A 14,421-nucleotide genomic window follows, 5' to 3' on the forward strand; every position below is an offset into this window, starting at 1 on the left:
CTGAGATTTAGACCGTGATGCTTTTGCTGGTTCAGGAAGGGCTGGGGAGGTCTCCGGGTATCTTGTCGGGGTCCCGCAGGGCGAGGGCGGCCTGGACGAGGGAGGCGTGAGTGAGTGCTTGGGGGAAGTTTCCGAGGAAGGTGCCTGTGGCAGGATCGATTTCTTCGCTGTAAAGCCCTAACGGGTTGGCGTTCTGAAGGAGTGCTTCGAAAAGTTGGCTCGCTTCCTGTCGTCTGCCGGTGAGGGCGAGGGCTTGGACGAGCCAGAATGAGCAGGGCAAGAAAGCTCCCTCCGTTCCTGGTAGCCCGTCCTTTCCTGGCGGATACCGGTAGAGGAATGGGAAGCCGGCAGAAAGCTCTTGGCTGACTGCGTCCACTGTTCCTTTCACTCGGTCAGAGCAAGGGTCCTCAAAGTCGGTGACAGGAAGGAGCAGTATCGCAGCGTCCAGGTCGGAGGAGCCGTAGGTGCGGGTGTAGGTGTTTTTGTCCGTGTTGAAGCCCTTGGACCTGATCTCTGCTGCGAGATCCCGTTGAGCTTGTTGCCAGCGGTCCCGTTGCGTCGTCCGGAGGTGGTGGGTGCGTCCGATCCTCAGGGCCCTGTCCAGGGCCAGCCAGCCCATCATCTTGGAGTGCACATGGTGGGCTGCGTCGTCCCGGATTTCCCAGATTCCTGCATCTGGTTCCTGCCACCGCGCTGCCACCTGGTCCGCGAAGCCACGCATGGCCCGCCATGTCTCGGAGTAAAGGCGGTGGCCGCTTCGTACGAGGACCCAGGCGGCGTCCAGGACCCAACCGTAGCCGTCGAGCTGGTGCTGGCCTGCGGCACCATTGCCGGTGCGGACAGGGGTGCTCCCGGCAAATCCCGGCCAGTCGGGAAGCCTGCGTTCCGCCGGGACATGTCCTCCAGCAAGAGTGAGCAGCGCGGGCAGGCGGGGGCGCTCGAGCCGGCTGGCGTGCAGCATCCATCCAAAGAATTTTCTTGCTTCAGGCGTTTTCCCAACATTGAGAAACGCGCCGACTCCAATGCTGGCGTCCCTCGGCCAGGCATAGCGGTAGTCCCAATTGCGTATCCCGCCTGGGTCCTCGGGCAGTGATGTGGTGGGGGCAGCTACCGGGGCGCCGGAAGGGGAATAGGTCAGCAGTTGCAGGGTCAGCAGGCTGCGAAGAACGGCCTCCCGGAACGGTATCTCCTCATCGCTGTCCTCTGTCCACGCCTGCCATCGTGCTTCGTCAGCTTCGACGAGGGCCCATGCTGTTGACGGATCCACGTGGATCAGGGGTTCTCCGTACGCGATGGCCATGACAAGAGTGAGAGGACTGCCAGGGTGAACTGTCACGTAGGTCGGCCGGCCTGGTTCGACGTTCAGTTCCTCACTGCATCCCAACGACAAGGCCAGGGGTCCCCAGTCACAGACGAGGCCCACTCCCCGGCGGATATGTGGGCGCCGGTGCTGTTCGCCTAGCCGCGGGTCAAAGTTTATGACCGCTGGAAAGGGGGAGCCCCTGGCGCTGAGTCGTCTGATCAGGAGCGTTGTGGGCAGAAGTTTGCCGGCGACTTCGGCGATCATGGCGTCATGGAGGATGAGCTGGCTCGCACCGGCTGACCAGACGGTTTCAAGAGTGGCGCTGTGGTGGCGGTACTTGCGGGTGCTCACCTGTGTCTGGACGGAGGGTCCGACCAGAAAGGAGCCGGCTCGGGAGCCGCCCAGGAGGGCACCAAAGACTGGCTGCCCGTCAAATGCAGGGGCGCAAAGCCAGTCCACGGAGCCGCGGGCGGATACCAAGGCGGCCGTACGGGTGTCACCGACCAGCCCGTAGTCCGCAATGCAGGAATCGTGCCATGCTCCCGTCCCGTTGGGCAGGGACTCTGCTGATTCCTTTTCGAAGGTCTCGTGCCGGTGGCGCCCAGTCATCATGTGGTCCTTAGCAGCATTCCGAGGACGGCTCCGTACACTACATGGGCGATGATCGTGATGGCGGGTGTTTGGATGCCGTAATTCAAACCAAGCAGGCCCGGGGGCTCCAGGACTGCTCTGTTGGCGGGGCCCGCCCTGGTGGAAGCCATTCGGGGGTGAACCCCTGGCAAGAGCGGCAGGATTACCGTCAGGGCTACAGCGACGTGGAGAAGTCCCAGCAGGGCCCCTGCCCACCAGGTGGCCGCACCAAGGAGCGCGAAGGCAGCTGCGTAGCCCAAAGCGAAAACCTGGCCTGCGACCAGATGGATGAAGAACCCTGCCACCCGCGCCCGGTCCGGGTCAGGTGTCAGGAACGTGCCCAGCACGAGGGGCAGGTCCAGTCTCGTCCAGCCGGCCATCTGTGCGGAGATCATCACGACAGTCAGCACAGCCGTGGCAAGCAGCCCGAAGAGGGCCCAGCCGGACCAGTCCATTTCAGTGACCGCCGGATCCGGGACGAACGAACTGCGAAAGTGTTCCTTGCCTTGTCCGTCTTGACGGCGGCAGGAGACCCGGTCCCGGGCGGCTGCCCTGGGCGGTGGCATGCCAAAACCTGTCGGTGACTATGCACGGGCCCATGTTCGGCTTCCTTTCGTGGCTGCTCTCGGACGGTTCTTTTTTAAAGTTCGTCTACCGTGTGGGGTCGGTGTCGATCTCGGGGCAGTTGTCAGCGGTTGGCGCTGTTCCGGCTGACTCCTGTGATTCCCGGATCAGGTATCGGAGGAAAAGCATGTCACCACAGCGGAGCACGTGTTGAAGGTGCATTCTTCTCGGGGGCAGGTTTTCCTGTGAACTGGCAGCGATGCGCTGGCCCGGCCCTGCTGTCAGCAGGGGACTGACCGACAGGCAGAGCTCATCGACCCGACCTGCTTGCTGGAAGGTTCCAAACAAGTGCGGTCCTCCCTCGGAGTGGATCCGGGAATGACCGCGCCGCTCTAATTCCTTGATCAGAAGATCGACATCCAAGTGCCGCTGCCCGCAGGTGACCACGTCGGCGACCTTCTCCAACGCTTTTCTTCTTACCCGGTTGGCCTCCGCTGTAGTGATCACCAGCGGCGGCTCCTGTGCTGTGGCGAAGAAGGGCAGGCCGGGGTCAATCCGCAGGCTTCCGGAGACGACGGCAAGTGCTGGTTGGCCGCTTTTGCCTTGGCTTGTGCGCCACTGCGCACCGGCCGTTCCGATGAGATCCCCGGAGTACCCCTCCGTCCTGACCGTCCCGGCGCCGAGGAGAAGGATATCTGCCGTACGGCGTATGAGACCCATGATGCGCCGGTCCCCGGCGTTACCCAGCCCGCCCGAGCGGCCGGCGAGTGTGGCGGCACCGTCAAGACTGGAAACAAAGTTGAAACTCACCCATGGGCTGCCGTCGGCCGGGTGCGTGTACCAGTTCAGGAGCTGGGTGTCAGTGGCACCCTTGAGAAGTCCGGGCATTATTCGGTCAATCACGGCAGGTCCTCCGTGCTGCCGGGTTCCGGACTTGTCATGTTGTGGCGCAGTTCAAGGGGTTTCCGCCAACCCAGGACTGCCTCTGTCAGGTGCAGTGCCGCGACTGCAGGAGCAACGTTATGCATTCGAAAGATCCGCGCTCCCTTCATCACGCAAATGACCGCGGCCGCCAGCGATCCTTCGACCCGCTCATTGCGGTCCTTTCCCAATGTCTCGCCGATAAAGTCCTTGTTCGACACCGATGCCAGGACGGGGAAACCCAAAGACGTAATGTGTTCAAGGCGACGGGTGAGCTCCAGCGAATGCAGGGTATTTTTATTCAGATCGTGCCCCGGATCAAGAAGGATTTGTTCCTCGGCGACACCAAGGGCAATTGCCTGATCGATCTTTCGTTTGAGAAAGTCCGCGACCTCAAGTGAGATGTCCCGATACCGAGGGGCAGGCCACGGTGTCCTAGGTGGGGCGAGGCTGTGCGTGATGATCAGATGGGCGTCTGAGCCGGCGATGACCGCGGCCATGTCGGGATTACTCAACCCGGAGGTGTCATTAATGGCGTTCGCACCTGCTTTGATGCTCAGCGCGGCCACCTCAGGATTGAACGTGTCGGCGGAGAGAATTATCTCTGATTGGTGCCGGACCGCCTCGATGACAGGAAGGACACGCTCTGCTTCCTCCCGTGGCGTAAGGGGAGTACCGGGAGCGAAGGGCTGGCCGCCGATATCTATCCAGTCTGCTCCTGCGGCCACCGCATCCGCACACGCTTGCACGGCAGCGTCCAGATCGTAGGTCCGTCCTGCGTCATAGAAGGAATCGGGGGTTCGGTTGATAATGGCCATGAGGGCTGTTTGCCTGCGGAAGTCCAGCGTCGTGGAGCCGAATCGATGCACGGGATGGAGGAAGGTCGGGGTGTAGGCCACATTCGGTCCCGGCTCATGGAGGGCCGCTTCCGGGTTGTCTCCAACCAAGGGTTTAGCGGACCTCATGACAGCTCGCCGAGCGCAACGCCGGGGTCCTCGAGTTGGACTGTCTGGACTTCTTGTCCGCTGGCTATGAGGAACTTGATGTCGTCCTGGACGTCCCAGATGTTGACGTTCATCCCGGCGACCAGCCTTCCCTTGGTGGACGAAACCGGGATGAGCCAGAATGCTATGAATTTGCCTGAGGCCGGGTCACCCCTAAGAACGATTTTGGCGTTGGCGGCCAGAGCGGAGTATCCCGAGTACTCCATCCCCAGGTCGAACTGGTCTGTGTAGAAGTAGGGGACTTCCTCCAACCGAGACGGTTTACCCATCATCGTCCTCGCGGCTACCTTGCCGCTGTTGATGGCGTTGGCCCAGTGTTCGCTGCGAATGTTGCCGCCCGTAAAGGGGTGAAAGGCGTTTGCTACGTCACCTGCTGCAAGGATCCGGGGGTCGTTAGTGCGCAAGGATGGGTCTGTGAGGACGCCATTGTCGATGGTTAGCCCGGCTGCTTCTGCGAGTACCGTGTTGGGGGTAACGCCAATGGCGACGACGACCAGGTCAGCAAGCAAGTGTTCGCCCCTGTCGGTGATGACCCCAGCAGCCCGGCCGTTGCCTTCCACGATCTGCGTGACGGTGGTTTCGGTGGTGAAAACAACTCCGGCTTCCTTGTGCCGTTCCATGAAGACTGTTCCCAGTTCCGGGCCAATGGCGGCCTCCAGAGGAACTCTGCTTCTGCCTACGACCGTGACGTTAGCGCCCATGGTTCTGGCTGTCGCGGCGACTTCCATTCCGATCCAGCCCGAGCCGACCAGGATGACGTTGCATTGCTGTTGTCCTGGCTGCAGCCGGAGCAGTGCCTCTCTGAGGTGCCGGCTGTCCTCCAGGGTGCGGAGGTAGTGGACGCCCGGCAGGTCGGATCCGGGAACGTCAAGGGTGCGGGGGGATGCCCCCGTGGCCAGGAGGAGCTGGCCATATTTGATCACGGTGCCCTGTGCCAGGGTGACGGTCGACTCATCCCGATCGATGGCTACCGCCGTGGCACCTAGCAGCAGCTCTATGTCCTGTTTGGTGTAGTCGTCCAGCGTAAATGGCAGGAGGGATGACTCGTCCTCGCGGCCTGCCAAAAAATCCTTTGACAGCGGCGGACGCAGGTAAGGATGGTGATTTTCCTGGCAAAGGAGTGTAATCGTTCCTGTGAAGCCTTCGGCGCGGAGGGTCTGCGCCGCCGTGGCCCCGGCGAGGCCGCCGCCAATGATGACGATGTCCCTTTTCATGTCTCTCTCCTCCTGCTCCCGGCCACCGGCCGCCCGGCCGCATGGCCTGTTATGTAAAGAAGCGGTCAATCAGGGGTCCTTGTACGGCAAGCTCCCCCCGGAAGGCCGTGGTGGTCGTGGTTGTTCCGGCCGCCTGCACACCGCGCAGCGACATACAAAGGTGCTCCGCTTCCAGGACAACCCCCGCGCCCCGGGCGTCCAGTGTTTCCATCAGCCACTCGGCCGTCTGCACGGTCAGGCGTTCCTGGACCTGCAGGTCCCTGGCGAACATCTCCAACCCACGGGCAAGTTTTGACAGCCCGATCAACCGGCTGCCCGGGAGGTACCCGATATGGGCGACTCCCCGGAACGGCAACAAATGGTGCTCACACAGCGAATGAAAGGGGATGTCTCTCAAGATCACCAGCTCCGTGTATCCGTCGCTGTTCGGAAACGTGGTCCACGAGGTTGGACGGGGTGTGAGCAACTCGTCAAACGCCTGGGCAACCCGACGAGGAGTGTCCGCGAGATGCGGATCGGAAAGGTCTCTGCCCAGGGCGACCAGCAAATCCGCGACGGCCGCGCGGACCCCTTCCAGGTCGACTCCGGCAGGGGCGCGCTGGTCGAGGGCCAGCCGGTCAAGGTCACCAACTGCCGCGGAATACGAATCCTGCCGTGTGGAGTACTCAGATAACATGGCACCCTCTCTAAAGTCGGCTACCTTGAATTTAGAGCGTATAATTATTTCCGTCAAGCTCTTCCGGAGGTGATTGAATTTCCGTATGAATACCTCGCAAATTAACATCCGGAATCCGGACGTGGGATCTCTGGCCGATCCCGTGCGGCGCAATCTGTACCAGGCATTGATACGCAGCCCGGTCCCGCTCACGCGCGACCAGCTCGTAAAAATGTTGAATCTCGCGCCAAGTACCGCTTCCTTCCATCTGGAGAAGCTGGTCAAAGACGGTTTCCTCAAAACGGAAAGCAAGAAGCTCGGATCCAGAACCGGGCCCGGCTCCGGGCGACCCAGCAAGCTCTACAGCCCGGCACTGGACGAAGTTCAGCTGTCGGTCCCGGCACGTGAATACGAACTGGCCGGCCGCCTGCTGGCCTCGGCAATCGAAACCTCCGTCGAAACCGGGGAGCCGGTGGAGAAGTCCGTTATTTCCGCCGCCTACGCTGAAGGCCTTCGGCGTGGCATGGCTGCCGGAGATCTTGAAAAGGCTCTCAGCGACAACGGGTATGAACCAGAGAGCGACGGGGAAGGGCTGGTCTTGTGTAATTGCCCGTTCCGCCGTTTGGCCAGTGACCATACCCGGCTTGTCTGCGGGCTCAGCGCCGCCCTCCTCGAGGGTGCACTCGATGGCTCTGGCGACCAGAAGCACCGCGTCGCTCCCGCTCCCGACGGCTCGGCATGCTGCGCCCGGCTCACAACCTCGACGGAATAATTAACTCCGCACAGCTGGCGGGAAGTGACCATCCGCAGGCCCCGTGTATGACGAGGCCGGCTGCTCTTTGCCTGAGCATGGTCACCCGCGGAAGGCCGCCGTTGGATGATTGCCGCAAATTCTGGCCAAACGTGCGTTCGGAGTCAACAATGGCTCAATGGGATATCCGGCCAAACCTGCCTCGTCCGTTCTCTACGTGTCCGAACTCGACCGGTCAGTGGCCTTTTACCGCGACCTGTTTGGATGCGAAGTAACCCTCCGCTCTGCGGAGGCCGCCCTTCTCCTGGCCGCTGAGGGGTTTCAGCTGTACATCATCGAACGCGGAAAACGTGCTCAGCGCCACCCCAGCGGCCTGGGATACCACCTGCTCATGTGGGCAACGGACAACCTCCAAGACCTGAAAGCGTTAACGCAATCACTGCAGGAGACCGGGGGATACGTCAACACCCACACTGCCGGCGATGTTACGTTTGTCGAAGGACGCGACCCGGACGGCCTGCGCGTCGTCATCGCCCACCCCGACCCCGCCCAACAACCACGCTCGGTCTTCGACAGCCATCTATTCGCGTAGAGCCTAAGGGCAACGCTGGACTGTAGGCCTTTGTCGATAAAAATGCCATGATGGGGTGATGGTAGCCGTGGACCCCGTTTCACAAGCCCAGGCCAATCTTAAAGAGGCTGAAAAACAGTTCAAGCATGCGCAGGAACAGTTCAAGCGCGGCGACATCCCGAAGGAGCGGCTCGATGAACTTGATCGGCTGCGCACTGTTGCTGCAGATGACCTGCGCCGCACAGTGAAAGTGTTCGGATTGCCAATACCGGATGAGGCACGATGGAGTGGGAATTTCAGGCCCGGCTAAACACCGTCAGGGGATACGCAGAGTCCTAGCCCGCCTCACTCCTGTTCGCGGAACGCCATGCCCACCGCGTCGCGACAATCGCTTCCTATGTCGCGCAGTGAATCGGCAATACGGTGCGACATAGCTATATCGGACACGTGCAGGCCATACTCCATGCAGGAATCCGAAGACCCTTTAAGATCGACAGGCTGCCGGCCATCCGGATACACTGCGGCAGTTACGAGCCAACCCTAGTCCGACCCCTCCCCCCTTTACCGACGCGCACCCCTGTTAGCGTGTAAACCGCTCTCTCGCTTGAACCCTGCCCGGCAGCGTGACCAACGCGGGACTGGCATCCCGAATACTGATGAAGAGACCACCTCTTCGCGGTAGTCAGGAACGACGGCCGAGAGCGCTCAGCAAAGGAGAGGCACACCTGGACCGATGGTGCAACGCGGTGGCCCCATCAGATGAGCTGCGCAGGTGGTACGGCCATGACCCTCGGCGTTTTGAGGAGTTCAGCCAGCGGTACCTGGCCGAACTCCAAACATCCGAAGCTGCTGATGCCCTTAAACACCTCCAGGGATTGGCCGACCACGGCCCGCTAACCCTGCTGACGGCGACAAAGGAACCCGGCATCAGCGAAGCCGCCGTGCTCTGCGCCCTCATCGCCGGAGACCTGCAGCCCTGACCCTCAGCCTCGACAGGGACCGGGCCTACCCTGCCCCCTGTTTGGAGCGTATTCCTTGACTTCCCCCAGGAACGCTCCTATGGTCAAATTACTAACATTTGAAATGTTAGATTTAGAATCCTCCGGCAGCGGAGAGCTACTCGGAGGCTCCAACTGCAAGCCCTGAAACGGCAGCAGCGGTATCACGGGAGGTTTCAGATGCCGTTGTCAGATAAAGAGCAGAAACTCCTGGACGAGCTGGAACTGGACCTGGTGACCAAGGACCCGCATCTGGCCAAGGAACTATCCACCGGTCTGATCGAAAGCCGGTTCGGGGCCACGTCATACTTCGCTACAATGGCGTGCCTGATCGGCGTGGTCCTGCTCATCGCAGGCATCGCCTCCCAAACCACGGCGGTCGGTGTCATCGGCTTCCTATTAATGGGAGTTGGCTCCTATTTTCTTCTGGGAGACAGCTACGCCGGCCTCCTCATCCAACCCAAGCCAACAAAGCGGCCTTCCCCTTAACCCTGCTGTCAGCAGGGTTAAGGGGAAGCAAGCGGAATGGCCGTAAAAGCGATGACTGAACGTACCAGCGATAACAGTCCTTATCGCCCCACCATCGAAGCTCAGGCCTGGGGCGCGACATTTTCCTCGGAAATGACCGGCACGTTTCCAGGCTCAAGTTTCTATCAATATCAGTGCTAGAAGGAGATCATCATGGTTGCCCACTCAATTCCTACCCCCAGCGATAATTGGATCAACCGCGTTCTGCAGCGTTCCCGGGTTGAGCCGGCTTATGGAGCATTTGTGACGCTCTTGATCGGATTCGTCGTCCTGCCCATTGTCTTCGGTCTGGACAAGTTCACGAACGTCCTCGCTAACTGGGAGGGGTACCTGGCTCCCTGGCTTGTCAATTTGCTGCCATTCAGCGCGCACACGGCAATGCTCATCGTAGGTATTGTCGAGATCGTTGCCGGAATCATGGTTGCCATCAAGCCACGATACGCAGCTTATGTGGTGGCACTCTGGCTCGCTGGCATCATCATCAATCTGCTGACGTATTCTGGTTTTTACGACATTGCCCTCCGCGACTTTGGGCTCCTTGTCGCGGCGCTCGCGCTGGCGCAGCTGGCGCGCAGCTATGATCCCAGGCGCAGCAACAAGGCTAATGCTGAGGACCGTCTGCGATAACAAAAGGTCCTCGAAGTTTCGTGGGGGCGCTTCCAGGCTTGGAGCTTTGGCGGACAGTCGCACTGTCCGGGCGACTGGTCCGGGGAAAGATCCTTCACCCTGGAGAACAGAAGCTGAAATACCAATACCGACACGTGCGTTAAGAGACAGTTCCGGGAAAGAAGCCGACAGTGGTCGACGGGCAGGTCGAGAGTAGCTTCGGGACCATAGGTCCCGAAGCTCTTACCGTGATTCAGGGGACATCATTCTGCGTATCATCCCCCAGTGGAGACGTCTCCAGGACACTGCCTCACGGAGTGTTCTTCGAGGACACACGTTTTATCAGTGACTGGATACTGAAAGTGGAGGGATCGCCGGTTGAAGCTTTGTCGTCCTCCACGCCTGAGCCCTTCCACGCCGTTTTTGTTGGACGTTCCAAAAGGAACGGACAACAATCTGACACCTCGCTGCTTATTGATCGGGAACGAAAAATAGTTGGGACTGGACTTACCGAGGTCGTCACTGTACACAACTACTCCCAGAGGCCGTTTAGATGTCATCTGGAGTTACTCGTCGATACCGACTTTGCCAGTTTGTTCGAAGTGAAGGAAGGCAAGACAGTCCCGCGGGGCCATTGTTTGAGAAGGATGACGGAGGACGGCTTGGTGCTGGAGTCAGAGAGGGAACACCACGTCCAACGCGTCACCGTCGCCTTTCCCGGAGCTCGTGTCGAGGGGGAAGGACTCGTCCTGGAAACTCTCATCGCCCCCACGGGCAGTGGTCCGGCACAATCTCGGCAACGCCCTTCTTGACGGGTGGAACGGGGCAGGCAAGGACCGCATCGGGTGAACCCGCCGCGTATGCATTTCGTCGTGTTATGGAATGGCGCAAATCGATGCCCACAGCGAATCTGCGGAATGAGGCAGTAGAAAGGGTAATTAGACGAAGCCAGGAAGATCTAGGATCCCTCAGAATTTTCAATCCCCATGACCCAGGTCGTGTTGTGGTGGCCGCAGGCGCTCCATGGTTTATGGCCTTGTTTGGAAGAGACAGTCTGCTCGCCTCGTTCATGTCCTTGCTCCTGGACCCTTCCCTGGCAAAGGGCACCCTCCTGACGCTGGCCGACCATCAGGGGAGGAAGGTGGATCCTGAGTCGGAAGAAGAGCCCGGCAGAATCCTTCATGAAGTCCGTCTTGGAGCCGAGACTGGCCTCGCTTTGGGTGGGCGCGGTGTCTATTACGGCACGGTAGATGCTACTCCGCTCTTCGTCATCGTCCTGGCTGAACTGAGCCGATGGGGTCTCGACGATGAGGCAATGCGTCAACTACTTCCCGCCGCAGATAAGGCCCTGCAATGGGTCGAGCAATACGGGGACCAGGACGGTGACGGCTTCGTCGAATACCAGCGAAAGACGGAAAAAGGCCTGCGTAACCAGGGTTGGAAAGACTCCGGTGACGGAATTAATTTCGCTGATGGAACCCTGGCGGAACCTCCGATCGCCCTATGCGAAGTTCAAGGATACGTCTATGCTGCCTATATTGGCCGCGCAATCCTGGCAAGGGCCGCTGGCGATTCACAAACTGCCGATGCCTGCATAGCCAAGGCCCTTGCCCTAAAACAAGCGTTCAACAAACAGTTCTGGCTAGCGGACCGCGGCTACTTCGCGATTGCCCTCGACAAGGACAAAAAACCCGTCGACGCTTTGGCTTCCAACATGGCCCATTGCCTATGGACCGGCATTATCGATGATGACAAAACAGCCCAAGTGGCAGAACACCTCATGTCCCCTGACATGTTTACCGGCTGGGGGATAAGGACGCTCGCGCGAACCATGGGCGCCTATAACCCTGCCAGCTACCACAACGGCTCAGTGTGGCCTCACGATAACGCGATCGCCGTCGCCGGCCTGATGCGGCACGGTTTCGTGAAAGAAGCCCAAAAACTTGCGTACTCATTACTTGAGGCCGCTGACCACTTCAGTGGCCGGCTTCCGGAACTCTTTTGCGGCCTGGACCGCTCAAAGTACCCTGCCCCTGTCCCGTATCCAGCAGCCTGTTCCCCGCAGGCCTGGGCATCAGCAGCACCTATTCAGCTGATCAGGACAATCCTCCGTTTCGACCCCGGGCTTCCGTGGGGCGAAGTATGGCTCTCACCTACCCTGCCTTCACCAGGCACATATTTCCACATCGAGAACGTGCCATTCTCGGGAAGAGGACGGCTTTCGATCCACATCGACGGAGGATCCGTCGAAGTTCATGGGTTGCCGCAAGAGATAAGGTTGCGCCGTGAACCGCGGCCTCCACTGAGTGAGCTGCTCAACCTTGGCAAGCCGGCGGTGAATGTGCAGGAAGCATCGATGTAGATGTGTTCTTATTCATTTCGGCGGCCCCCAGAGGCCTTCCATAACCCGCAAACACCCTCACTGTGCTCGCCACTAAACTCAGCCGGTAACCACAGGAAATCCTCAGGTGGCAGAGCCCTCTGGAGCACGTGTCCAGATTGGCCTCATGTTCGGCGCAACTATTGGAGTGTCTTGCATGGACGACCGAAGTGCTCTCAAGTAGAGCGCTCGAACGGGCCCGCTGCTCTAGGGGGTGTGCCGTTGCGTGGACAGGCATGTTCAAGAGCTCACCCGATGCATCAAACGCGACGCGTAGGACTGAGACTCACGGGGCGGCGGGGCGGGAGCTCTTCCGCGGCAAGACAGCTTGGCGGACTTCGCGAAAAAAGCAGCACCTCGTAATTCAAACCCTCGTTATCGAGCCAAATTTGGCGGTGCTGGCCATAGTCGCGCGAGAATGCGACAACCACGCAACTCGCGTAAAACTCTGAAAATAGCTGCGGCGCGTAAGCCCCTTCAGGCGTTGCCGTCGGCGGCCCCCGTCCCACGGAAGCAGATTTTCCCGCAGGCTGGCGAAAAAAATATAAATGGGTATGGTATGGAGTAACGCAATCAAAGGAAGGCGTGATTCCGATGTCCGGAAAGTCTCCCAAGAGCAGTGCCGCTAAAAAAGCAGGCAAATCCATTCTGGAAAAACGGGCTGAAAAAAGAGCCAAACATGAAAACAGCGAACTCAATTTTGTAAAACCGCGCAAAAACCAGCGCTGACACGCCAGCGGGCGGCCAGCTCCGGGACTTCTAGCCCGCGGCGGCCGCCCGCTCCACACCTGGGACCAGATTTCAAGGACTTGACCATGCATACCCCCTGCAACGCCCTCGTTGTCCCGGCCCGCCTCGCCCACCCGGTGCACGTCAAAGCTGTTGAGCTGGACGTGGCAGCACTTCAACGGGTGGCTAATGGGGACATCGGCATCATCGCGGGCGTGGATTGGCACGTCTACCTGGACAGTGAAGGGAACCGGGTCGCCGCCCCGAACCTGCGCGCCGAAGTACTCATCCGCGAAGCTGGCATCAAGGTGGAGGAAACCCTCCGCGGCGCAGCCCTGTTCCTAGGCCGCGGAAGTGACGGGGAAGAGGCCGACGCGCCCCGCCACCTGATCAGGCTTGCGGAGCAACTGTTCGACCTGCCACTCGCCGCCTAATGTAAGTCGCATACGGAGGTGCCATGGAGGACCTGCCTAGGGCTACAGACGGCGGGGCGACTCCAGCCGTCGTGCCCTTGCTTATATAAGTCCTAACTAGGGCAAGGACCTGCTGGTCCTCCGCTGCGACCCTGCGCCTGAACATTAACACGTGTTCGGCTTGATTAAGGTGAAGGATTGCTGGCCTCGCGCGTAACGGCCCCCTCATCTTGTCGCAAGTGGCGAAACTGACGAAACCCGGCCAATATCGGTTTGCCGGAGTCCGTCCTGCTCGGTGAACCTTGAACTCGATTGGGCGCGGGGCCAACGGAACATCGGTCTCTGCCGTCGCTTGAGGCTGAGCAGGGCCGCTCGGTTGCCTCCGCTTGTGCTGCTGAGACTTTGGGCGGGAAGCTTGCAAAGCCGACACCATCGATGCCGTCGGATTACGGTTTGGTCCTTCTCGGGCAAGGTGGACATCAAGGGCAAAGGCACGACGGAGTTGGCGAGGTCGGCGGTTTCGGGGGTGGCCGGGGTGTTTTCGGCCACGCAGGCCTGGGCATAGGCTTCCGGGTCCTGGCCCAGTTCGTTGGGCTTTTGGAAGAGTCCCCCGCCGAGGGCGGTGGCGGCGATGATGGCTTCCATTTCGGTGTAGCCGAAGAGCTTCACGAAGTGGTCCAGGTCGCGGGCGTAGGTGCCGCAGGGTGTCCAGGCGAAGCCGTAGTCTCCGCCGGGGAGCACGCGGATTCCGCGGCGGCGCATCTCTTGCATTGCTTTGACGGCGATGTCGAGTTCGCGGGCGTAGCCGGCCTGTTCGGCCGCCTCGTGGGAGTAGCCGAAGGCTTCGGCGTCGTTGAGGGTTGCGACCAGCCAGTTGATGGCGGGGGCGACGAAGACGCGGTCTTTGGCGGCCTCGAGGAGGTCCATGCCTTCCTCATCGATGTAGGAGGCGTGGTAGATCATGTCGACGCCGGTTTTCAGGGAGATGAGTACGGAGTCGCGGCTGCGGGCGTGGGTGCAGACGCGCACGTGCCGGCGGTGCGCTTCATCGACGGCGACCTGGAGTTCATCTTCGGTGATGTAGGTGTCGGTGGCTGCCTTGGTGCCGGTTATTTCCTCGCCGGAGATGCTGAGTTTGATCTGGTCCACGCCCA

At 60.4% G+C, this 14,421-nt stretch carries 17 protein-coding genes; 10 read left to right on the forward strand and 7 right to left on the reverse strand.

Annotated elements, in window-relative coordinates:
- Positions 1-31: 31 nt before the first annotated feature.
- From LFT46_RS08810 to folE, 6 genes are all read right to left on the reverse strand, one after another.
- The gene (locus LFT46_RS08810; protein WP_236821841.1) at positions 32-1,912 is read right to left on the reverse strand and encodes a glycoside hydrolase family 15 protein; all 1,881 of its coding nucleotides are present in this window, start codon (positions 1,910-1,912) and stop codon (positions 32-34) included.
- On the reverse strand, positions 1,912-2,499 hold the full coding sequence (locus LFT46_RS08815) for a hypothetical protein (protein WP_236821842.1): 588 nt from the start codon (positions 2,497-2,499) through the stop codon (positions 1,912-1,914). The genes LFT46_RS08810 and LFT46_RS08815 overlap by 1 nt, the downstream gene beginning before the upstream one ends.
- Positions 2,500-2,584: 85 nt before the next feature.
- Complete coding sequence (locus tag LFT46_RS08820) at positions 2,585-3,400, reverse strand: pyrimidine reductase family protein (protein WP_236821843.1); 816 nt, start codon at positions 3,398-3,400, stop codon at positions 2,585-2,587.
- Entirely contained in the window at positions 3,397-4,236 is an 840-nt protein-coding gene (folP, locus tag LFT46_RS08825) for a dihydropteroate synthase (RefSeq protein ID WP_236821844.1), read from the reverse strand. The genes LFT46_RS08820 and folP overlap by 4 nt, the downstream gene beginning before the upstream one ends.
- Positions 4,237-4,379: 143 nt before the next feature.
- Entirely contained in the window at positions 4,380-5,636 is a 1,257-nt protein-coding gene (locus tag LFT46_RS08830; RefSeq protein ID WP_236821845.1) for an NAD(P)/FAD-dependent oxidoreductase, read from the reverse strand.
- 49 nt (positions 5,637-5,685) lie between these two features.
- Positions 5,686-6,312: a GTP cyclohydrolase I gene (folE, locus tag LFT46_RS08835; protein WP_236821846.1), complete on the reverse strand. Its 627-nt coding sequence runs from the start codon at positions 6,310-6,312 to the stop codon at positions 5,686-5,688.
- Positions 6,313-6,385: 73 nt separating this feature from the next.
- On the opposite strand from folE, the gene LFT46_RS08840 reads away from it, so the two are divergent.
- From LFT46_RS08840 to LFT46_RS08880, 10 genes are all read left to right on the forward strand, one after another.
- A complete protein-coding gene (locus LFT46_RS08840) occupies positions 6,386-7,063 on the forward strand; it encodes a helix-turn-helix transcriptional regulator (RefSeq protein ID WP_236821847.1) in 678 nt (225 codons plus the stop codon).
- A 157-nt stretch (positions 7,064-7,220) separates the two neighbouring features.
- Complete coding sequence (locus tag LFT46_RS08845; protein WP_236821848.1) at positions 7,221-7,634, forward strand: VOC family protein; 414 nt, start codon at positions 7,221-7,223, stop codon at positions 7,632-7,634.
- Between the two features lie 58 nt (positions 7,635-7,692).
- On the forward strand, positions 7,693-7,923 hold the full coding sequence (locus LFT46_RS08850; protein WP_236821849.1) for a hypothetical protein: 231 nt from the start codon (positions 7,693-7,695) through the stop codon (positions 7,921-7,923).
- A gap of 346 nt (positions 7,924-8,269) precedes the next feature.
- The gene (locus LFT46_RS08855; RefSeq protein WP_442863682.1) at positions 8,270-8,593 is read left to right on the forward strand and encodes a DUF488 domain-containing protein; all 324 of its coding nucleotides are present in this window, start codon (positions 8,270-8,272) and stop codon (positions 8,591-8,593) included.
- A 198-nt stretch (positions 8,594-8,791) separates the two neighbouring features.
- The gene (locus LFT46_RS08860; RefSeq protein ID WP_236821851.1) at positions 8,792-9,100 is read left to right on the forward strand and encodes a DUF3040 domain-containing protein; all 309 of its coding nucleotides are present in this window, start codon (positions 8,792-8,794) and stop codon (positions 9,098-9,100) included.
- 192 nt (positions 9,101-9,292) lie between these two features.
- Entirely contained in the window at positions 9,293-9,766 is a 474-nt protein-coding gene (locus LFT46_RS08865; RefSeq protein ID WP_236821852.1) for a DoxX family protein, read from the forward strand.
- A 170-nt stretch (positions 9,767-9,936) separates the two neighbouring features.
- Entirely contained in the window at positions 9,937-10,557 is a 621-nt protein-coding gene (locus LFT46_RS21250) for a glycogen debranching N-terminal domain-containing protein (RefSeq protein ID WP_336885552.1), read from the forward strand.
- A 65-nt stretch (positions 10,558-10,622) separates the two neighbouring features.
- Positions 10,623-12,107 carry an amylo-alpha-1,6-glucosidase gene (locus LFT46_RS08870; protein ID WP_336885553.1) on the forward strand — a complete coding sequence of 495 codons (1,485 nt, stop codon included), beginning with the start codon at positions 10,623-10,625 and terminating at the stop codon, positions 12,105-12,107.
- A 603-nt stretch (positions 12,108-12,710) separates the two neighbouring features.
- Positions 12,711-12,854, forward strand: a complete 144-nt coding sequence (locus LFT46_RS08875) for a hypothetical protein (RefSeq protein ID WP_236822113.1) — start codon at positions 12,711-12,713, stop codon at positions 12,852-12,854.
- Between the two features lie 86 nt (positions 12,855-12,940).
- Positions 12,941-13,288, forward strand: coding sequence for a hypothetical protein (locus LFT46_RS08880; protein ID WP_236821853.1), 348 nt, complete (start codon positions 12,941-12,943; stop codon positions 13,286-13,288).
- A 204-nt stretch (positions 13,289-13,492) separates the two neighbouring features.
- On the opposite strand, the gene LFT46_RS08885 is transcribed toward LFT46_RS08880, so the two are convergent.
- Positions 13,493-14,416, reverse strand: coding sequence for a hypothetical protein (locus LFT46_RS08885; RefSeq protein ID WP_236821854.1), 924 nt, complete (start codon positions 14,414-14,416; stop codon positions 13,493-13,495).
- Positions 14,417-14,421 lie beyond the last annotated feature (5 nt).

The organism is Arthrobacter sp. FW306-07-I (genome assembly GCF_021800405.1).
Classification (GTDB): Bacteria; Actinomycetota; Actinomycetes; order Actinomycetales; family Micrococcaceae; genus Arthrobacter.